This is a genomic window from Myxococcaceae bacterium JPH2, from assembly GCA_016458225.1.
In the GTDB taxonomy this organism is placed as follows: domain Bacteria; phylum Myxococcota; class Myxococcia; order Myxococcales; family Myxococcaceae; genus Citreicoccus.
The window spans coordinates 1-18,557 of sequence record JAEMGR010000001.1; the positions used below are offsets into that span (position 1 = coordinate 1).

Genomic DNA, 18,557 nt, shown 5'->3' on the forward strand with positions numbered 1-18,557 from the left:
GGCACCTCAGCCGAGGCGACAACTTCCCTGACACAGGGGGAGTAGGTCAGAGGGTACGTCGACACAGCGGTTTTGACCCGACGGCAAGGCCCTGCCTATCGCTGAAGGATAGGCAGGGCTTCGGACAGTTCAGACGGCTGGATGCCGCCGGCATGGCCGGCGCAGCGCTGGATGGGACATTGGCGCCGAAGTTCCCGCGACGAGCGGCGAGGCCTGGCGACGGTCCCAACTGCCTCCGCCCAGCAGGAGCCAAGTGAAGTAGCCAACCGTATGGAAGTTCGCGGTCACCCAGTCGGACCCCGAAATTTCCTGACTTCGTCTAACCCCAAGATGTCTCTCATGTTTTCCGTCGCACTCTTTAGAGAGGCACCGAGAACGAGTTCGCGCAGAGTTTCTCTCGGGGAGCCGATTGAAAGTCTATGCAACGTCGCAGGACCTTCTTTTCAACACAGGCCTCGCGATGAAAATCGCGGGGCCTTCGTGCGCAAGTCTCTGAGTTACAAAGGAGTCTCCCTCGCAGAGTAGAGAGCGCTTGGAGTTGCCCCCGTCAAATCGGACACGGTCAGAGGGGTGGGGCTGCTCGTCGGTACTCGATGGGGGAACGCGTCCTCAGGCCCTTGTGAGGGTGCACGTGATTGTAGTCGTCGAACCACGTGGGCAACTGTCGAAGGACGGCCTCCGCACTGTCCAGGCGAGTCAGGTGGATGTAGGCGCGCTTGAAGCTCTTCACGAAGGACTCCGCCATCCCGTTGCTCTCAGGTGAGTACGCTGGAGTTGTTCGGATGAGCAGGCCCAGCTTTGCGCCGAACCGCAAGCTCGAGGGACTGAAGTCGCCGGGAAGGCGGCGGATTCAGGGTCGGCGGAACCGCTGCTTCGCCGCGTCGGTGACCGGAGCGAAGAGGTTGATGAGGTTCCCTTCGGGATCGCGAATGAGCAGAGAGCGATTGCCCCACGGCATGGTCGTCGGCGACTGCACGAGTTCGGTGACGACTCCGCCGAGCCTGGCGAACGCTGCGTCGACGTCTTCGACGAGGAACTCGATGATCGCCGTATGGTTGTCGGCCGCCCTCGCGGCGCCTTCGGCGAACAGCTTCACGGTGCGCTCGCTGCCGATGGCGAGCGTGCACGCGGGGGTGGGGATCTCGGCGAAGTCGTCGTTGAGCCACCTCGCCGGCAACGCCGTGACGGCCTCGTAGAAGGCCACGAGCTTCTTGATGTCGCGAACGATGAGTCGAACGGAGTAGAGGTTCATGCCGAGCGTTGTACACAGGGGCTGCTGACAGCATGATGTCAGCATGCGACGCGCCGACCGGCTGTTCCGAATCATCCAGACGCTGCGGCGCTCGCGGGGGCCCGTCACCGCCACGAAGCTCGCCGACGAGTTCGAGGTCACCAAGCGGTCTATCTATCGCGACATCGCCGCGTTGGTGGCGCAGCACGTACCGATCCGGGGCGAAGCTGGGGTCGGCTACATCATCGACCGCGAGTTCGACATGCCGCCCCTCATGCTCACCCCCGACGAGCTCGAAGCGGCGGTCCTCGGCGCGCAATGGGTCGCCGAGCGGGGAGATCGAGCGCTGGCCGCGGCCGCGCGCGACCTGCTGGCGAAGATTTCGGCGTCCGTCCCCGCGCACCTCCGCGTCTTCGTCACCGAGCCAACCGTCGGTGCACCGGTCCCGCTCGCCCAGCGTCCTGATGGGATCGACGTCGCGCAGGTCCGGCGTTGGATCCGCGCCGGACGTAAGCTCCGCATCCGGTACGAGGACGAGGCCGGGAAGCAGACGCGCCGCACGATCTGGCCGGTGATGATCGGCTACACGGATGCGGTGCGTCTGATCGCGGCGTGGTGCGAGCAGCGCAAGCGCTTTCGCCATTTCCGGACCGACCGCATCCTCGACGCCGAGTTCCTCGATGACTTGAGCGACGTCCGCCCGGCGAGCTTGCTCACACGATGGAGGGCGCACATGGACGACCGCGGCGTGCGCTTACCGTGAGGCATCGGCGTGCCCCCGTGCTGGAGGGGTCGCGCGAGAACGAACTTGGGAGGAATCGCTTCGACGGTGCGCCAGACCGGTGGAGGTCGCGGCGTCGGCACGCGACGAATGGCCAGGGCTGAAAGAACCTGAACGAGAGGGACAGTCCCGTCCTCGACAGGGACGCGCGCGCTGGGAGCGTCACCCATCACGTCCCGCGGACCTGGAACGGCCAGCCCTGGCAGGAGCGACAGCTGGATTGAGCTGGCATCGCGCCTCGGATAACGTCTGACCCAAGCTGCATCCTCGCAGTCGGTCTCGCCAGCCGATCCCAACTCGGCGTCCGCTTTGTTCCCGTACCTGAAGCTGAAGTGGTCCTCGCGCGAGAGTCTCTGCGCGCAGTTGCTGTCGGTCCTCCAGTCGATTCCACTCGAAGGACCGCATCCCCACGAGAGCACTTCCGCCAACGAGCACTACCTGAAGTGGGCGCTGTACCTCCGAGCGCATCACCAGAAGCCCGGGAGAGACCCGACGCGGGAGCGCTGCATCGACCTGCTGGCGCGCTTCGCGGGCCCGGGGCAGCGTGACGCCTTGCGCGACCTCCTCCTCGATGACCGGGAGGGAATCGTCGCCAGGAGCCACTCCCTGCAGGGGGCGCTTTCCGTGGGGATTGAGCTGTCCCCGCGCGAGTTCGCGGGACTTCTCGACGAGGCCCTCGCCAAGCGCGACTGGGGAAGCCCTCCGGACCTGGACAGGCTCCTCTGCCTGGCTCGCACGGAGGAGTCCTGCATCATCGCCGAGCAGGCCCTCGCGCGCGCCACGGCGAGACAGCGCGTCGAGGTGCTCGCCCACTCGCGCACAATCCCCCTGCACACACGACTCCGCGACCTCCTGTACGCGCGCTGGCTCGCCGAGGATCGGGAGGCGATTCGACGCGAGGACCCGGACTCGTACCTCGAGCGCTACGCGGCCGTGGCCACCTGGGAGCAACCGGGATCCTGGGACGTCCTTGCGCGCCTCGCCCACGAGGAGGTCTCCCAGGAGCTGCTGTACAACCTGCGCAACGGCCTTCCCTCCGAAGCCTTCGTCCGATGGGCGCGGCTGCGCCCCGAGCTGTACCAGCAGGCGGCGGAGGCCCTGCGCCTGCCGCTGCCCGAACTGCGCGCCCACTTCCACGCGGACGACCTGCGCGAGCGCCTGAGCCACGCGGCGGTGCACCAGCAGCTCTTCACCTCCCTCCGCGGCAACATCGCGGTGAAGCGCGACACGACCTTCCCGTTCGCCGCCAGACTGCTGGCCGAGTGGACCGAGGAGAGGCCCCTGCTCCTCCGCCTGCTCCGCCATCCGAACATGGCCGACCATCCCCGCCGCGCCTTGCTCGCGGCGCTCTTCCTGGTGGACCGGCCGGCCGCCATTCAGTGGGCGTGGGAGTCACTGGGCGCGGCGGAGCTTCCAGCGCTCGTGCTCGAACTGCTCCAGGAGGTGGCGCTGGCTCCCAGGCCCGAAGAGCGCCCCTTCTTCCTCGAGGTCCTGCAAGGAACCGACGACGTCGCCGCGTGCTTCGCGCTCGAAGCGCTGCTTGGGCTCGGAGGCGTGGGCGACGAAGCCCGAGAGCGAGTGGAGGCACTGACGCGGTCGACGCATCCGGGCCTGCGCGTTCGCGCCGCAGCGGCCCTAATCCGCGCAGGAAGACGCGAGCAACTGCCCGAGCTCGTGCGGCTGGCCCGGGGGGCTCCCGAAGCATGGCTTCGCGCCGAGGCCCTGCGCTGGCTGTGCGAAGTGGACCGCGAAGCCGGTCAGCCGTGCGTAGAGCAGGCCCTCACGGACGAGAGCGCCTGGGGCGATGTGCCGCTCGCGGCGGCAGAAGCCCTCCACGCCCTCGCGAAGCGCGGCACGCCCGAGGACCTCTCCTTGTTGATGAACGCCTCTGTTGCCGTGCTGGAGACGTTCAACGACGCAAGCCGCTACTCGAGCTACACCTTCTTCCAAATGCACTATCTCGTGGATGAGAGCCTGGAGTTCCACCTGGCGCGCGACGAGGGACGCGAGCAGGGTGTGCTCCCGTCGCCCCGGGTGCGCAAGTTCGCATTCGATATCCTGGCGAATGCCCGAACGCCGGAGGTGAAGCCTTCCAGGCACAGCTTCCCGCGTGCCCTGTTCTCGCCCTGGAGCCGACACGAATGGGGACTCACGGGCACCTGAGCCTCACGCATCGGTCCTCGGGCGGATGCAGACGGAGTTCACCGCCCGGGCTTTGAACTCCGGCGTGGACTTCCTGCGCTCGCGTCTCGGCATCGTCGTGGGCATCCTGCGGTCACCTCTTCTCAGGTGTCCTTGGAACCCGGGAAGGCTCAGCGGCCAGTTGCCGCGACTTCGCGTACAGCGCGGCTGCGGTTTCCGCATCGCCCAGCGCGGCGTGACACTCAGCCAAGCTGTCCCAGGCATTGGCCGATTGCGGATGGAGCTGGGTATTGAGGGTGAACACTCGCAGCGCCGGGCGATTGCCGAGATTCTCACGGATGGCATAGCCGGCACCGTTGATCTCTCGCTCCAGGTCCGCCTCCGCGATTCCACTGCTGTCGCGCAGCCAAGTCCTCAGCGCCGTATCGTCGCTGCCATCGTCGGCGAGGGCATGGGTGATCAAGCGTTCGGACAGCGTCTCGCGCGGAAACAACTGCGGCGCGACCTGCGCCATGGTGCTGTCCACCAGCGTGCGCGACCAGATATTGCGCGCGCTGCCGTTGGTGAAATAGACAAACGTCCAGACATCCCCGGCCAGCGTCTCCTTGAACAACAGGCGCGCGCGAACGCGAGTGCCTCCATCGTGGCTTATCTGTCGGTAGGCGCCGCTTTGCCCCATCTCCCACCCACTGACAAACCCACTGTCGCGTCCCGTGCTGAGCGGCTGCGGCTGTAGCAGTGTCTGGAGCGTCGCGCGGCGCACCAGCTTGCCGGCGACCAGCGCTTGCAGGAAGCGATCGAGATCGCCGACGGTGGTGTGCAGGCCCGCGTGGCCCTGCGCATAGGCAGGCCAGGCGATATCGTCTTCCCGTTGCAGGGCGCCGTCCTTCCCAATGTAAGCAGGGGCCAGACGTGCGGCCGGAATACCAGATGGCCCCAGCCAGGTACTTCGCAGACGCAGGGGCTGCAGGATGCGCTGGCGCACGATGGCCGCGTAGGGCTGGCGGTAATGCGCTTGCAGCAGTGCGGTCAGCACCAGGAAGTTGGTCTGCGTGTAACGGTTGCTGCTGCCGGTGGCGAACTGCATCGGGGTGTCGGACAGGCTCGCGAACACGGCGTCCAGCGTGGGCGGGAAACCGACGTGGCCCTTCGACACCACGGCGCCCGCGTGATTCTCGAAGTACTCCGGAACACCGGAGCTGTGATTGAAGAAGTGGCGCACGCTGATTGCCCGCCACGCCTCGGGCAGGTTCGGCAGGTAGCGGCTGGCCGGTGCATCCAGCTCGACGTGTCCCTGCTCGACGAGCTGCAGCACCAAGGTGCCCGCCAGCAGCTTGGCCAACGAATAGGCGTCGAACACGGTCTCGGCGGAGACCGGCGTGTGACGGGCGATGTCCCGCTCGCCGCCGGCTCCCTGATAGACGAGTTCGCCGTTGTGGCGGATCAGCACGGCCTGTCCGGCGATACCGTAGCGAGCGCGGTTACGCTCCATTTGGGCATCGAGGCGGGTGGTCAGCTCCGCATCAGCAGCCGGTGCGACAGCCGGAACGGCGACGAGCACACACAGGAGCGCGGCAACAAACGGGTGATGCATCCCGATGATCCTTCCAGAGGTGAGCGCGAACCTTATGAAGGCAGCTGATGCGGGGTCAATCCGCGAGGAGGAGGGACTCAACCCCGGGGTCCCTCGGGCGGAACAGCGAAGGCGGCGCTCACTCCCCGCGATTTGAATGTCATTGGCGCTCAGGTCTCGGCGGCGAATGAGGCCCTCATTGTACGGCTGCGCGAGGCGACGCAGCATGAGGCCCGTCATCGCGATGTGGATGAAGGCTTCGAACGAGCGCTCTTGACGCGCGGAGTCCCGAGCCAGTCGCGGCTGGCGAGTCCGCCACGCAGGGGTGCGCTCCCCGGGAGACGCCCTTCAAGAAGCGCGGGGCTACGAGGGTGTGGCGGGAAAGACGCGCCCGAGATGCGTGAGGTGTATGGCCCGAAGCGCGTCATCCGGGTGTAGCAGGGAGTGAGAAATAAGCAGCCCCTACGGGTGTTCACGGGGCGTGTCGCTGCTTTCTCGTCCCGAGGGACGACGCCACTGGGAGATCCGATGTTGCTGCGCCGTGGAGTGATGGTGTTGATGCTGTGGGCCGTGCCCGCGCTAGCGGAACCGCCGCCCGTGATTCCCCGGACGCTGTTGTTCGGCAACCGCGTCCGGGATGCGCCCGCGCTGTCTCCAGACGGAGAGAAGCTGGCCTGGGTCGCGCCCGATGCGAAGGGCGTCATGCAGGTCTGGGTGCGAACGCTGCAAGGCCAGGACGACACCCGCGCCGTCACGAAGGAGCCGAAGCGAGGCGTCCGGTATTACGAGTGGTCGCAGGACTCGCGCACCCTCCTCTACCCGCAGGACTCCGACGGCGACGAGAACACGCATGTCTACGCCGCCGACCTGTCGACGGGCGTGGTGCGCGACCTGACGCCCTTCCAGGGCATCCGCGCCCGGATGCTGGAATCCTCGCCCACCGCGCCGCGAGAGCTCCTGGTGACGATGAACCTCCGGGAGCGCACGGGCTCGGACATCTACCGCGTGTCGCTCGACACTGGCGCCATCACGCTCGACACGCAGGACCCGGGCGACGTGATGAACTGGACGGCGGACTCGCAGCTGAACGTGCGCGGAGCGCTGGCGCAGAAGCCGGACGGCACCACGGTGCTGCGCGTCCGGGACTCCGCGCGCACCCCGTGGCGGACGCTGCTGGAGGTGCCCCTGCGCGAGAACGTCTTCCCGCAGTACATGGGGTTCGTCGGCTTCTCGCGCGACGGCGCGAAGGTGTACCTGAAGAGTCCGCACGGCTCCAACACCTCGCGGGTGGTGGAGAAGGTGCTGCGCACGGGCGCGGAGAAGGTGCTCGCGGAGGACGCGGGCTCGGACGTGTTCGACGTCCTCTTCCACCCCGAGCGCAAGGTGGTCCAAGCCGTGGCCTTCAACACCGACGGACACGTGCGGTGGAAGGTGCTGGACCCAAGCCTGCGCGAGGACTTCGAGGTGCTGGGCCGCATGGCCGACGGAGACTTCTCCCTGGTCAGCCGCGACCGCGCGGACCGCCGGTGGGTGGTGGCCTTCGAGCAGGACGCCGCGCCCTTGCGCTACTACACCTACGACCGGTCCACCCACCGCGCCGAGCTGCTCTTCTCCAACCAGCCCTCGCTGGAACAGACGCCGCTGGCGCGGATGAAACCCTTCCAGCTGAAGTCCCGCGACGGCCTGACGCTGACGGGCTACCTGACTCGGCCGGTGGATGCGCCGCAGGGCCCGCTGCCCACGGTGCTGCTGGTGCACGGCGGCCCGTGGACGCGGGACACGTGGCGCTTCAGCCCGGAGGTGCAGTGGCTGGCGAACCGGGGCTACGCAGTGCTCCAGGTCAACTTCCGCGCTTCCGCGGGGCTGGGAAAGGCCTTCCTCAACGCGGGCAACCGCCAGTGGGGCCGCGCGATGAACGACGACCTGGAGGACGCGGTGGCGTGGGCGGTGAAGGAGGGCCAGGTGGATGCCTCGCGGGTCGCCATCATGGGCAGCTCCTACGGAGGCTACGCGGCGCTCGCGGGCGCGGCGTTCAGCCCCACGCTGTACCGCTGCGCGGTGGATGCCTTTGGCATCTCCAACCTCTTCACGTTCCTGAAGTCCTTCCCGCCGCAGTGGCAGGTCATCCGAGGCTCGTACGCCCAGCGCGTGGGCGACGTGGACGACCCGGCCGAGCAGGAGCGGCTGCGCGCCACCTCGCCCGTCTTCTCCGTGGACCAGATTCGCATCCCCATGTTCGTGGCGCAGGGAGCGAACGACCCGCGGGTGAAGCAGGCGGAGTCCGAGCAGATGGTGTCCGCGCTGGAGAAGGCCGGGCGTGACGTGACGTACGTGCTCTATCCCAACGAAGGCCACGGCTTCTATCAGCCTGAGAACAACCTGGACTACCACGCGCGCGTGGAGGCCTTCCTGGCGCGACACCTCGGGGGCCGATTGGAGCCACTGCCGACGGAAGGGCGTGTGCCGGGCTCGAGCGCAGTCGTCCGCCAATCCGGCGGCACGGCGAAGTAGGCAGCGCAGAATCTGGGGCGGAGGGGAATCGCGGCCCTCCCCTCCCCTGACTCGGCCATGGAGAGTGGGTTCAGCACGCGCGAAGGGAAACTGGGAGAGTCCTTTGAGAGCGTTGATGACGCGAAGGTGAAGCGCTTCGACGACATCAAAGTCTTCGACTTCCAGCAGTGCGTGCACCCGGCAAGCAGCTACGTTGCGCCAGCCAAGTTCGAATGGGCAGCAGCGCCGTCAGCCTGTCCGCGTGAGCGGCTCAATCCCCTCCCCGCAATGCACCCATCGAGTCGAAAGCACGCGACGGGTGTCGGCAGATACGCCATGACGGTGGAGGCACTGCGGCCGATGCCGCCCGCTACCCTGGACACGCCCCAAAGGCCGGGGCGTAGAGATACCCCGCGACGCCTTCATAGGAGTAACCGCTGTTGAGCGCCTCCCCCCACGACAGCGTGTAGAAGTGATCGCTGCCGCTCCAGAGTCGGTACAAGGGACACGTGCCCGAGGATTGACCGGCGAAGACATAGCATTCGATTCCCTCGTAGCCGTACCCAAGCCTTACGACCGCCATATCCCGCTCCTGCCAGGAGGTCGTATAGAAATGGTCGCCCACCCCCCCTTGATACAGACGATACAGAGGCGTCGTCCCCGGCTCCTGCGTCGAGAGGCATTTCCCAGCCACCCCCTCATACACATAGCCCAGATGAGACGCCGCATAGAACGCCTCGTCCATGTTCGTCGTGTAGAAATGGTCTGACGCGCCCCCGCTGTACAGCCGATACAGGTCTACCGGCGCCGCCAGGGCAGTGCTCGACACCATCAATCCCAACACAAGAAATCGATTCATTTTCCCTCCCCAGTCATCCACTTGGGGAGGCGGAATTGCGCATGCGACACGCGAACCGCAAGGCGTGGTCGAGGGCAAGCGAACAGCCAATCGCAAACATCCACCTTCAGGGTCGTTCCGTGCGGTCGCACCTTCAAGCAAGCCACGTGACGCGGCAGGCAGGGAGCCCATCCGCGCCCTGACGAATATTGCAGCCCAGACAGCCACTCCAGGACGGGGCCAGCAATCGTCGTGGATTTCCGGTCACCGCGCCCATGTGGAGATTGAAGGGGCGGTGTACGCATCAGCAGGGGCTGGAGGAGAAGTACGAACCGGGGACGCCTTCTCATACCCGCGGGCTTTCGCGCTCCGCGAGCGCGAGAAACCGCGGGGCAATCAGTGCCAGCGAATCAATCCTCCCGGAGAATAATGGGCCGCGACGTGAAGAGGACAGATGGATGTCGGATAAGCCCCCGTACTCGTGCGGCCCTGTTCGCGTCTTGCAGAGACCATCGATACGCGCGCCGCGGTCGACTCCCTCCCCGACGCGGCCCAGACACCCAGCAGGTTCGTCATTCCTGGCGCCACGCCCACGCCGAGCATCGCGGTGCTGCCCGAAGCTCGTGCCAGCGCGTCGAATCCCTCGAATGCATCGAGCAGAGCTTGCTTCGCGCTCACGTCCACGAAGGCCACGCCTGCTCGGAGACAGCACTCGGCAAAGCAGGCGTCCTTCGCATCCACACACATCACCACCACGACGGTGTCCGCGAGGAGCGACGCGGGAGACTCCGTATCCGCGTCGAAGCGATGCCCCCGGACGCCGTGGCCCAGCGAGGTGGCAAGAACCGCGGCTCGAGCCTGGGCGCGTCCCGCGATTCGCCTGCCCTACCTGGCCGTAGCCCCCATGATGACGATGGCACCCTTGCGCGCGACCATGTCACGGCACCTCTGCCACGTTGCGGTTCGCCCGCCCTGGGCCGCTCGTCCATCGCTCACGGAAACCGCGAACGAGCGCCAGGAGCGCGAACCCCGCGGGCACGGCCTGGAGCACTCCGCTCAGCTCGAAGAGGAAGTCGTTCGGCAGTTCGTAGGTGGGGGGCGGGAAGAGTTGCGACAGCAAGGCCGTGGGCGCGCCGCCGAAGTAGAGGACATTCTTCAGCACGTGGTTGTAGAGCCCCTCGAACGCGCCAATCATCCCAACCGGAACCGCGAGCGTGGTCAGCGCAAGAACGGCGAAGGCCAGCTCGCCGCGCCTTTCCGCTCGACGCACTCGCAGCCCCCTCTGCGAGGCGAGCAGAACTCCGGCGGTGACGGCGGCGATCCCCACCACATGCAGCCGCCATGGCGTTCCGTAAAGGAGACCACCGTAGGCGTGGTGAGCGCTCGTCAACAGCAACGTCGCGAGCGAGGCCTTCACGGAATCGCTCACGCCTCCTGAGTCCATCGACTGCAGCCTTGTCATGACGCACGCCTCTCTCGAAACGAGCTCACTTTCGTGGGCTCACATGAACCACGGGGAGAGATGTGCCGCGTGCGCGGGTAGAGTGCGAGTGAGCCTCGAACACATCATCGATGCGGCCCACGCATCAATCCGACCTCGTATGTCACTGCCCTCACTCTCCAACATCGACGCCTTCGTCCGAGCCGTGGAGGACGGAGACTTCACGCAAGCGGCGCGAAGGCTCCGCATCACCGCCTCCGCCGTCAGCCGCCGCATCGCCCGCTTGGAGGAAGAGCTGGGGGTGCGCCTCTTCCAACGAACGACACGTGTGCTCCGCATCACGGATGACGGGCGCGACTTCTATGCGCGCTGCCAGCGCATCCTGGCGGAGTTGGGTGAAGCCAAGGAGTCACTCGCCCGCTCCCGCAACCGCCCCACGGGGCTCGTACGCGTGGAGGTACCGCAGGTCATCGGGCAGCTCGTGCTCACCCCGGCCCTGCCTCGCTTCCTTCAGGCCTATCCGGGTGTCGAGGTTCATCTGACGATGCGGGACGAGGTGGTGGACCCCATCACCGAGGGTGCCGACGTGCTCATCCGCATGGGACCGCTGACAGATTCGCGGCTGGTGGCGCGCGGCCTGGCCACGACCCGGCTGGTGGCCGTGGCAGCGCCGGCCTACCTGAAGCAGCACGGGACACCGGCCACACCCGAGGACCTGTCGCGCCACCAGTGTCTCGGCTTCCTGCGCCAGGGCGTCGTGGGTGAGTGGCGCTTCAAGGGCGCCGAGGGCATCACGCGCGTCGTGCCGCGCGGAGCGTTCCATGTCAGCCAGGGAGCCACCCTGCGCGACGCCGCGGTGATGGGGCTTGGCATCACGTGGATGATGGACTTCATGGTGACGCGCGAGCTGGCTACCGGTGCGCTCGTCACCGTGCTCGACCCCTACGTCTGTGAGGAGCGCCCCATCCACCTGCTGCACCCACCCAGCCGGCATCTCCCCTCCCGGGTCCGAGTGTTCCTCGACTTCGTCAAGACGCTCTTCGCCACTTCCCGGGCGACGCACGGATAGCCGCCCGACACAGGCGTCATGACAGGAGCGTTCGCCAGGCGACGAGGGAGTCCCGGTGCTCAAGGAGCAAGCGGCTCCAGGGCTGGTCATCGGATACGAATGCGAGGAACCGGGCGATGGCGTGTCGTTGGTCGTGGGTCCATCGACTCATCGCATCGGTTGGCGAGAGCTCCAGGAACGTCAGCAGCGTGAAGAACTCGCACTGTCCCGCCGGGTGGTGGAGCGCATGCGAGAGGAAGGCTGGCACGTAGAACGACCACGCGCTGGCATCGAGCCAGAGATAGACCGAGTTCTTCTCGAACGCGCGCTCGAGCTCGCCATCCGGGAGCTTCCTCCAGTCGCGAGTCTCCGCGCTCGCTCTCGCGGCCTCGACTTCAGCCTCGAGCACCACCCGAAAGGCCCGCTCGTCCTCCAGCACCGCCTCACCCAAGGGGCGCCCCACGAGCGGGGTGGGGGGAAAAGCCTCGTGGATGCAGCGCAGGACCGACGCACGCCTGTCGTGAACACCGAGGCCATGCATGAGCGCCTGCGAGAGAAGCGAGGGGCGCACGTGAAGTTCCGCAAGCAGGCTTCGGAGGCGACGTCGCGTCTCCTCGCTCGGGTCCTCGGCGACGGTGACCTCGACGAAGCGTGTGAGCGTGGCCTCGAAGACCTCCCAGGGCATATCGAGCGGTCGCAGGAGGCGCCGGCCGTGCTGCCTCACCAGCCCGGGATTGGCGAAGGCTTGCGCGAACAGAGCAACGAGGGATGGGTCGGCATCGGGCATCGGCCGTGTTTGTAACACTGACACGAAGACCGTGACCTGCCTGGACTCGTCGGCCCCTGATTGGCTGCCGTCGCTCTCCGTGTGCGACGCCCCTTCGATGCAGGGCTCGCAGCTTGGAGGCTCGGTCAATCACCACGCCGCAATTGGGTGAGATGTTTCCGCCTTCATGGGGCCGGGGTGTGACGATGCCCGTCTCCCGCTGGGGCATGGCACCTCATCACGAGAACTCGTTGGCCACGAAAATCCGTTGTCATGACATTGACCGTGCGCCGGAGCCTCAACGAACCTGGATGCCCAGGGCCTTGAGCCGGGAGGCGAGCGTCGTCGGCGCCAGCCCCAGAAGCTCGGCGGCGCCACCCGGCCCGTACACCTTGCCTCCCGCGGCGGCCAGGGCGGCCTTCAGGTTCTCCTTCTCCCTGCGGCGCCATTCCTTCTCGGTGATGAACGAGGAGGTGGCACCGGAATCTCGGGGCCGAACGTCTCGCGACGAGGTCCCACGGGCGTCCGGCAAGGCGAGATCCAACCGCAACCGCCCGCCTCGGGAGAGGATGACGGCGCGAGACAGGACGTTCTCCAGCTCGCGGACATTGCCCGGCCAGTCGTAGCGCTGGAGTGCCTGCATCTGGGCCTGGGTCATCTTGGGCGGCGCGAGGTTGAGCTTCGCGCAGACGCGTCCGAGCAGATGCTCCGCGAGCAGCGGAACATCCTCGAGCCGATCACGCAGGGGCGGGACCTCGATGGGGAAGACGCTGAGCCGGTAGAAGAGGTCCTCGCGGAAGCGGCCCCGGGCCACCTCGGTCTTCAAGTCGCGGTGGGTGGCCGCGACGATGCGCACGTCCACCTTGCGGGTGACGTCCTCGCCCACGCGCTCGAAGGTCCCTTCCTGGAGGACGCGGAGCAGCTTGCTCTGGACATCGAGGGGAATCTCACCCACTTCGTCCAGGAAAAGCGTCCCACCGTCCGCGGCCTGGAAGCGGCCCGCGCGGTCCTTGAGGGCTCCGGTGAAGGCGCCTCGCACGTGGCCGAAGAACTCACTCTCGAAGAGTTCGCGAGGGATGGAGGCGCAGTTGACGCGAATCAGCGGACGCTCGCGCCGAGGGCTCTGCTCATGAAGGGCCCGGGCGATGAGTTCCTTGCCCACCCCCGACTCTCCGAGCACCAGCACGCTGGCGGTGGTCGCCGCCACGGGTTGGAGCTGCAGGAGCACGCGCCGAAGCGCCTCGCTCCGGCCGACGATTTCGCCGAACGAGAGCGCTTCCTTCACCTCTTCGCGCAGGTAGTCCCGCTCCAACTCGAGCTGGGCACGCAAGCTCGCCACTTCCTCGAACGCGCGCGCGTTGGTGAGCGCCACCGCGGCATGGTCGGCGAAAGCGCGCAGCCAGGAGAACTCCGCGCGGCCCAGCTTGCGCCGGCTGAACACCGCCAGGACCCCCAGCACCTCGCCTCGGAAGATGAGCGGCTGGGCCGCGAAGCTGAGGATGCCCTCGCGCTCCGCCCAATCGCGGCGCACGAGCCAGCCCTCATCCTTCCCCGTCCACTGGAGGAGCACGGGCTCTCCCGTCGCCCCCACCTGCCCCACCTTGCGGACGCCGAGAGGGAACCGCCGGAAAGCTCCGTCGAGGCCCGTCCACTCCTCCGCACGCTTCCGAGAGCCGCCCGCGCTGGCGGCCAGGTGCAAGCATCGGGAGGTGTCCGGACATTCGGCGCGCATGGGACAGGTGCCGCAGATGTCGCCGGGGGCGATGAGCCAGATGCGCGAGAGCGCCACGTCCGGCTGCGCCGCCAACCCATGCGCGATGCGCGCGAGCAGCACGTCCACCGAACGGACCTGAGCCATGGCCAGGGAGATGGACTGAAGCGCGTCAGCGAACATGGCGCACCCCTACTCAATCTGGCGACGATTGACCACGAGAACTCGTGGTGACGCGGAGATGGAGGACACCGTCCCCCAGAGGGACAGCGCTCAAGCTCCGCAGGGCACGGCCTGTGCAAACCCACCCGACGAACCCGGAAGCACGCCTTCCCGAATCCACAGGAGCAGGACATGTCCGTTACACTTCGTCCTCCGTTCACGCAGGAGACCGCGCGCGCCAAGGTCCAGGCCGCCGAGGATGCCTGGAACAGTCGAGACCCGGACCGGGTGGCACTCGCCTACTCGGAAGATTCCGAGTGGCGGAACCGCACGGAGTTCTTCCGGGGACGAGAGGCCATCCGAAACTTCCTGCGCCGCAAGTGGGAGCGAGAGCTGGACTACCGCTTGATGAAGGAGCTGTGGGCCTTCACCGGGAACCGCATCTCCGTGCGCTTCGAGTACGAATGGCACGACGCGACGGGACAGTGGTTCCGCACGCACGGCAACGAGCATTGGGAGTTCAACGACGAAGGACTCATGCGTCGCCGCGACATGAGTGCCAATGACCTGCCCATCGCGGAGAGCGAACGGCGCCTTCGCTGAGCCGCCGGCCCGGCGCGAGCGCTGATGATCGGCTTGGATTCCTCGGGCCCCTGATGATGAGGACGGACCTGCGCCAGCGAGGGCCACCGCGCAGGCGTCCCGAGGAGGTGGACGGGTGCCCGTCTCCCCTCATGGGTTCGAAGGGGCGGCGAAAGCCCCGCCATACTCGGGGAGCGCGAACGCATTGGCCGCATGGGTGACGAGCTTTTCGAACACGTGCTCGAGCGGCTTCGAGGTGAGCAATCGGTAGAACTGGTTCCGCAGGAACAGCCCGGACCGAGTGCGCGGGGCGAAGAAGCCACCCACGCGCCTCGCGCCGCCTTGAGCCGGTGTCGCATAGGGCCGCAGCCGGGCCTCGAAGCGCGAGAAGGCGTCGGCGTGGGCATCCGGGCTCGCGAGCAGCTCACCCGCGAGCACATACGCGCCCACCATCGCGAGAGGCGTGCCCTGCCCTCCGAGCGTGCCGCCCCAGGCCGCGTCTCCGAGCAGGACCACGCGGCCCTGGGAGTACCGCGCAAGCCGCACGGAGCCGAGGGCGTCGAAGTAGACGTCCTCCGCGTCACGGAGCCCGTCCACGAGCTGCCGCGTCTTCCACCCCGCGCCCGCGAAGGCCGTGGAGACCGCTTCGCGCGCCACGGCCGGGGAACGCGCATGGGGGCCGAGGGGAGCACCCGTGAAGACAAACAGCGCGCGGACCTGCTCCACATCCTGCGCACTGGTGACACTGACCCCGCGTCCCGGCTCGCTGTAGACGACGCCGCGCTGCCTCAGCCCCAGCGCGTTCGGCAGGGTACAGCCCACGATGCGGTAGCCATGATGCATCAGACAGTCATGGGCCGCACCGAAGCGCAACGAGCGCACAGTCGAGCGAAGCCCATCCGCGCCGACCACCAGGTCGAAGCGTTGCGAGGCGTGCTGCTCGAACTCCACCTCCACTCCGCCGGGTATCTCGCGCAGCGCGGTGGGTGCGTCCCCGAAGCGATACTCCACCACCGCTCGCGTGCGCTCGAAGAGCAGCTGGCAGAGGTCTCCACGCTGAATCTCGACGTCTCCGCTCATCAGCATCGCGGGCAGCTCCACCAACGTCCGGCCATTGCCATCGATGAGGGCCTGCGCCCCCAACCTTGTTCGCCGTTCATGGATCGCCTCCCACAGCCCCATGCGCTCGAGGACGCTCCGGTGCACGGGGCCTCGGAAGTCCACGGCCTGACCGCCGGTGCGCAGCGAGTGGGCGCGTTCGACGCCGGTGATCCGCCAGCCCTGGCTCGCGAGCCACCCCGCGAGTGACGGGCCTGCGATTCCTGCTCCAACGATGAGGACATCGGGTCGTGCCATGATGCGTACGGTGCACGCGCGCCCCCGTCACCACAATAAAGCCCACGGCGATGTTGCCCGGTGTCCTAGCTCAGGCGGGCACGCCCTCCGGGACGTGCGGCGCTTCCGCGAACTGTACTAGTACACATCTCATGGGAATGGCCCCCTACCGACGCATCGTCGAAGACGTGAAGAGGCAGCTCCGCACCGGCGCACTCCAGCCTGGCGACCGGTTGCCGTCCACCCGGGAACTTGCTCGGCAGTGGAAGGTTGCGCTCGCGACGGCGGCACATGCCATGAGGGTGCTCGCGCAGGAGGGCATCGTGAGGGCTATGCCGCGTGTGGGCACTGTTGTCGCGGGCGGCTCCTCGCGGCAGGGTGCGGCGCGTGGCACGGCGGAGTCCACGCGCGAGCGAATCGTGCGCGCGGCGATCGCCATGGCGGATGACGAAGGCCTGCCAGCCCTTTCGATTCGTGGGGTCGCGTCGAAGCTGGGCCTGCCGGTGATGTCCCTCTACCGATACGTCGCCAGCAAGGACGTGCTGCTCGTGATGATGGCGGAGGCGGCGTTCTCGGAGGAGCCGTTGCCACGGGAGCCTCCGCCGGGCTGGCGCGCGCAGCTGGAACTGGCGGCCCGGTTGGAGTGGCGGATCTTCAAGCGCCACCCCTGGCTTGCGCGCGTGGTGAGCCTCACGCGCCCCCAGCCACAACCGGGGGCGCTCGCCTTCGCGGACTGGGTGATGCGCGCGCTCCTGGAGACGCGACTCCCGGCGCAGGAGATGGTGCGCATCCATGTGCTGCTCCACGCGTTCGTGCAGGGCATCGCGGTCAACCTCGAGTCCGAGGCCGACGCCCTTGCCCAGACGGGCATGAACGACGAGGAGTTCATGCGGCGGACCGAGCCCAGCTATCTCCGCTTCGCGACATCGGGGCGCTTCCCGCACTTCGCGAAGGTGCTCATCGACCTGCGAACGGGCTTCGACCTGGACTTCGATGAGCTGTTCGAGCTGGGCCTGCGCGTGTGTCTCGACGGCTTCGAAGCACGGCTCGCGCGGCGCTAGGGTGCGCTGAAGAGTTGTCGCACCGCGGATTGATTTGCGAAGTCGCGACGACTCAACGAGCCTGGTGTCACGACACCCCAGCGGCGCGCGGTATCACTCGAAGAGCGAGAGTTCCGCGAGTGAAGTGGGCGCCGCCCCTTTTCCATTCCCTCCCTGCAGCGCCAGTCGGACGAAGCGGACCGAGCGGGGTCCAGACAGAGGAATGTCGAGGAAGTTCTGGCCGTATCTCTGGATGGGCGGGTCCCAGGGATTGTCTGCGTCGCTCGCGGTCCGAAAAGTGCGGCCATTCCCCTGCATTCCGTGCTGGAAGGCGAGAGTCCGTTGAGCGAGTTCGTCCCACTGCAATCCGTCCTCGCTGCCCTCGACGACGAGCTTCGTCCCGAAAGTCTCCAGATTGCGGATGACCACGCGTGAGATGAGCGCGGGCGCGCCGAGGTCGACGCCGAGCTTCAGGGGATGGGTCGCGGGATCGTTGTCAGGCCACAGCTCGGAGACCTCCCGTCGCAGAAACACTCCATCCGTGAAGGGACACGGCCCGTCGAGCGTCGGATAGCACCGGGCGCCCCGGCTCAGGGGCCGCAGCGTTCCTGCCGGAAGGGAGAGCCGCTCGCTGCGCCACTCGAGCCGGAAGACGAGCCAGGCTTCGTGGCTCACCAGTGGCGCCCGCCGCCAGGCGCCCGCGCTCACCATCCGCACCTGCGCCTGCGGAGAGGCCTCGTCCTCGATGAGCCACGGGAACAAGACCCGAGGAGAAGTGACCTCGGGCTCGTCCCAGAGCAGTCCCCCTCCCCCGTGGAGCTGCCACGTGGAGACGGGAATCAGCGGAGACTGTCGGTCGCGACTGGGGGCTCCAGATTGTGGTGGTTCCGGCTCGTCGTTCGCCACCACGCCCATGGGCACCTGCGGTGTGGGTGGGGGCGGGGCAAAGGTCAGCATGGGGCCGGTGGGCCCCTCTTCCATCGCAAGCTGCGCGTCCCAGATGCGCATCACAGGAAGCTCGGTGTCGCCCCCGTTGCTCGACGTGAACGAGAGGAAGGCCCCCCGGTCGTTCTCGAGCGGTGTCGCGACCCGGAAGCGCTCGCGATACGTCGGACGGGGGCTGAGGTACCTTGTGTCCATGTGCTGCACGAGGTCGCCCGCGAGGATCTCCAGCGCGAAGGCCCCATTGGCTTGCGTGGTCACGGCTCCATAGGGCGTGTAGTTCATCACGTCCCGGAAGCGGCCCTGCGGATCGACGCTCAGCCCGCCCTCCAACACGAGGTCTGTCTGACTGAAGGGCGAGCCGTCTCCCCGGAGGGCCATGCTGTAGAGGAAGAGTGGCGAGTCCTCGAAAGGCTCACAGCCTGTGCTGCACAGGGCTGTCAGGACGAGCCCAGGCCAAAGGAAGGTGCGCATG

General features: G+C 67.2%; 16 protein-coding genes. 6 read left to right on the forward strand and 10 right to left on the reverse strand.

Annotation, left to right across the window (positions count from 1 at the left end; translation table 11 throughout):
- Positions 1–562: 562 nt before the first annotated feature.
- Positions 563–745: a transposase gene (locus tag JGU66_00005; protein ID MBJ6759120.1), complete on the reverse strand. Its 183-nt coding sequence runs from the start codon at positions 743–745 to the stop codon at positions 563–565.
- Positions 746–850: 105 nt separating this feature from the next.
- Positions 851–1,252, reverse strand: coding sequence for a VOC family protein (locus tag JGU66_00010; GenBank protein MBJ6759121.1), 402 nt, complete (start codon positions 1,250–1,252; stop codon positions 851–853).
- A gap of 43 nt (positions 1,253–1,295) precedes the next feature.
- Here JGU66_00010 and JGU66_00015 point away from each other — a divergent pair, with 43 nt between their 5' ends.
- Together JGU66_00015 and JGU66_00020 are read left to right on the forward strand one after the other, a co-directional pair.
- Entirely contained in the window at positions 1,296–1,994 is a 699-nt protein-coding gene (locus JGU66_00015) for a YafY family transcriptional regulator (protein MBJ6759122.1), read from the forward strand.
- A 327-nt stretch (positions 1,995–2,321) separates the two neighbouring features.
- Positions 2,322–4,175: a HEAT repeat domain-containing protein gene (locus JGU66_00020; GenBank protein ID MBJ6759123.1), complete on the forward strand. Its 1,854-nt coding sequence runs from the start codon at positions 2,322–2,324 to the stop codon at positions 4,173–4,175.
- 112 nt (positions 4,176–4,287) lie between these two features.
- On the opposite strand, the gene JGU66_00025 is transcribed toward JGU66_00020, so the two are convergent.
- A complete protein-coding gene (locus JGU66_00025) occupies positions 4,288–5,748 on the reverse strand; it encodes a class A beta-lactamase-related serine hydrolase (GenBank protein ID MBJ6759124.1) in 1,461 nt (486 codons plus the stop codon).
- A 507-nt stretch (positions 5,749–6,255) separates the two neighbouring features.
- Here JGU66_00025 and JGU66_00030 point away from each other — a divergent pair.
- The gene (locus JGU66_00030; protein ID MBJ6759125.1) at positions 6,256–8,238 is read left to right on the forward strand and encodes a S9 family peptidase; all 1,983 of its coding nucleotides are present in this window, start codon (positions 6,256–6,258) and stop codon (positions 8,236–8,238) included.
- 349 nt (positions 8,239–8,587) lie between these two features.
- On the opposite strand, the gene JGU66_00035 is transcribed toward JGU66_00030, so the two are convergent.
- The 3 genes from JGU66_00035 to JGU66_00045 form a co-directional block, all read right to left on the reverse strand.
- Positions 8,588–9,076, reverse strand: a complete 489-nt coding sequence (locus JGU66_00035) for a hypothetical protein (protein MBJ6759126.1) — start codon at positions 9,074–9,076, stop codon at positions 8,588–8,590.
- A gap of 375 nt (positions 9,077–9,451) precedes the next feature.
- Positions 9,452–9,748, reverse strand: a complete 297-nt coding sequence (locus JGU66_00040) for a hypothetical protein (protein ID MBJ6759127.1) — start codon at positions 9,746–9,748, stop codon at positions 9,452–9,454.
- Positions 9,749–9,992: 244 nt separating this feature from the next.
- On the reverse strand, positions 9,993–10,484 hold the full coding sequence (locus JGU66_00045) for a hypothetical protein (protein MBJ6759128.1): 492 nt from the start codon (positions 10,482–10,484) through the stop codon (positions 9,993–9,995).
- Positions 10,485–10,656: 172 nt separating this feature from the next.
- Between JGU66_00045 and JGU66_00050 the strand changes: the two genes are divergently transcribed.
- Positions 10,657–11,565 (forward strand): LysR family transcriptional regulator, encoded by a 909-nt coding sequence (locus tag JGU66_00050; protein MBJ6759129.1) that lies wholly within the window; start codon positions 10,657–10,659, stop codon positions 11,563–11,565.
- A gap of 16 nt (positions 11,566–11,581) precedes the next feature.
- On the opposite strand, the gene JGU66_00055 is transcribed toward JGU66_00050, so the two are convergent.
- Both JGU66_00055 and JGU66_00060 read right to left on the reverse strand, forming a co-directional pair.
- Positions 11,582–12,460, reverse strand: coding sequence for a hypothetical protein (locus JGU66_00055; protein ID MBJ6759130.1), 879 nt, complete (start codon positions 12,458–12,460; stop codon positions 11,582–11,584).
- Between the two features lie 148 nt (positions 12,461–12,608).
- Positions 12,609–14,204, reverse strand: a complete 1,596-nt coding sequence (locus tag JGU66_00060; protein ID MBJ6759131.1) for a sigma 54-interacting transcriptional regulator — start codon at positions 14,202–14,204, stop codon at positions 12,609–12,611.
- Between the two features lie 171 nt (positions 14,205–14,375).
- Here JGU66_00060 and JGU66_00065 point away from each other — a divergent pair, with 171 nt between their 5' ends.
- Positions 14,376–14,786 carry a nuclear transport factor 2 family protein gene (locus tag JGU66_00065; GenBank protein ID MBJ6759132.1) on the forward strand — a complete coding sequence of 137 codons (411 nt, stop codon included), beginning with the start codon at positions 14,376–14,378 and terminating at the stop codon, positions 14,784–14,786.
- 129 nt (positions 14,787–14,915) lie between these two features.
- Here the strand turns inward: JGU66_00065 and JGU66_00070 are convergent, their stop codons facing one another.
- Positions 14,916–16,121 carry an FAD-dependent monooxygenase gene (locus JGU66_00070; protein MBJ6759133.1) on the reverse strand — a complete coding sequence of 402 codons (1,206 nt, stop codon included), beginning with the start codon at positions 16,119–16,121 and terminating at the stop codon, positions 14,916–14,918.
- A 131-nt stretch (positions 16,122–16,252) separates the two neighbouring features.
- Between JGU66_00070 and JGU66_00075 the strand changes: the two genes are divergently transcribed.
- Positions 16,253–17,161 carry a TetR/AcrR family transcriptional regulator C-terminal domain-containing protein gene (locus JGU66_00075; GenBank protein ID MBJ6759134.1) on the forward strand — a complete coding sequence of 303 codons (909 nt, stop codon included), beginning with the start codon at positions 16,253–16,255 and terminating at the stop codon, positions 17,159–17,161.
- A gap of 93 nt (positions 17,162–17,254) precedes the next feature.
- Here JGU66_00075 and JGU66_00080 read toward each other — a convergent pair whose 3' ends face one another.
- Positions 17,255–18,556: a discoidin domain-containing protein gene (locus JGU66_00080; GenBank protein ID MBJ6759135.1), complete on the reverse strand. Its 1,302-nt coding sequence runs from the start codon at positions 18,554–18,556 to the stop codon at positions 17,255–17,257.
- Position 18,557 lies beyond the last annotated feature (1 nt).

What these genes read in the sequence shown, in the direction of transcription:
- JGU66_00075 (MBJ6759134.1), top strand. Translation starts at nt 16,253, where the DNA reads ATGGGAATGGCCCCCTACCGACGCATCGTCGAAGACGTGAAGAGGCAG.
- JGU66_00010 (MBJ6759121.1), bottom strand. Translation starts at nt 1,252, where the DNA reads ATGAACCTCTACTCCGTTCGACTCATCGTTCGCGACATCAAGAAGCTC.
- JGU66_00035 (MBJ6759126.1), bottom strand. Translation starts at nt 9,076, where the DNA reads ATGAATCGATTTCTTGTGTTGGGATTGATGGTGTCGAGCACTGCCCTG.
- JGU66_00060 (MBJ6759131.1), bottom strand. Translation starts at nt 14,204, where the DNA reads ATGTTCGCTGACGCGCTTCAGTCCATCTCCCTGGCCATGGCTCAGGTC.
- JGU66_00030 (MBJ6759125.1), top strand. Translation starts at nt 6,256, where the DNA reads ATGTTGCTGCGCCGTGGAGTGATGGTGTTGATGCTGTGGGCCGTGCCC.
- JGU66_00005 (MBJ6759120.1), bottom strand. Translation starts at nt 745, where the DNA reads ATGGCGGAGTCCTTCGTGAAGAGCTTCAAGCGCGCCTACATCCACCTG.
- JGU66_00080 (MBJ6759135.1), bottom strand. Translation starts at nt 18,556, where the DNA reads ATGCGCACCTTCCTTTGGCCTGGGCTCGTCCTGACAGCCCTGTGCAGC.
- JGU66_00050 (MBJ6759129.1), top strand. Translation starts at nt 10,657, where the DNA reads ATGTCACTGCCCTCACTCTCCAACATCGACGCCTTCGTCCGAGCCGTG.
- JGU66_00025 (MBJ6759124.1), bottom strand. Translation starts at nt 5,748, where the DNA reads ATGCATCACCCGTTTGTTGCCGCGCTCCTGTGTGTGCTCGTCGCCGTT.
- JGU66_00015 (MBJ6759122.1), top strand. Translation starts at nt 1,296, where the DNA reads ATGCGACGCGCCGACCGGCTGTTCCGAATCATCCAGACGCTGCGGCGC.
- JGU66_00070 (MBJ6759133.1), bottom strand. Translation starts at nt 16,121, where the DNA reads ATGGCACGACCCGATGTCCTCATCGTTGGAGCAGGAATCGCAGGCCCG.
- JGU66_00065 (MBJ6759132.1), top strand. Translation starts at nt 14,376, where the DNA reads ATGTCCGTTACACTTCGTCCTCCGTTCACGCAGGAGACCGCGCGCGCC.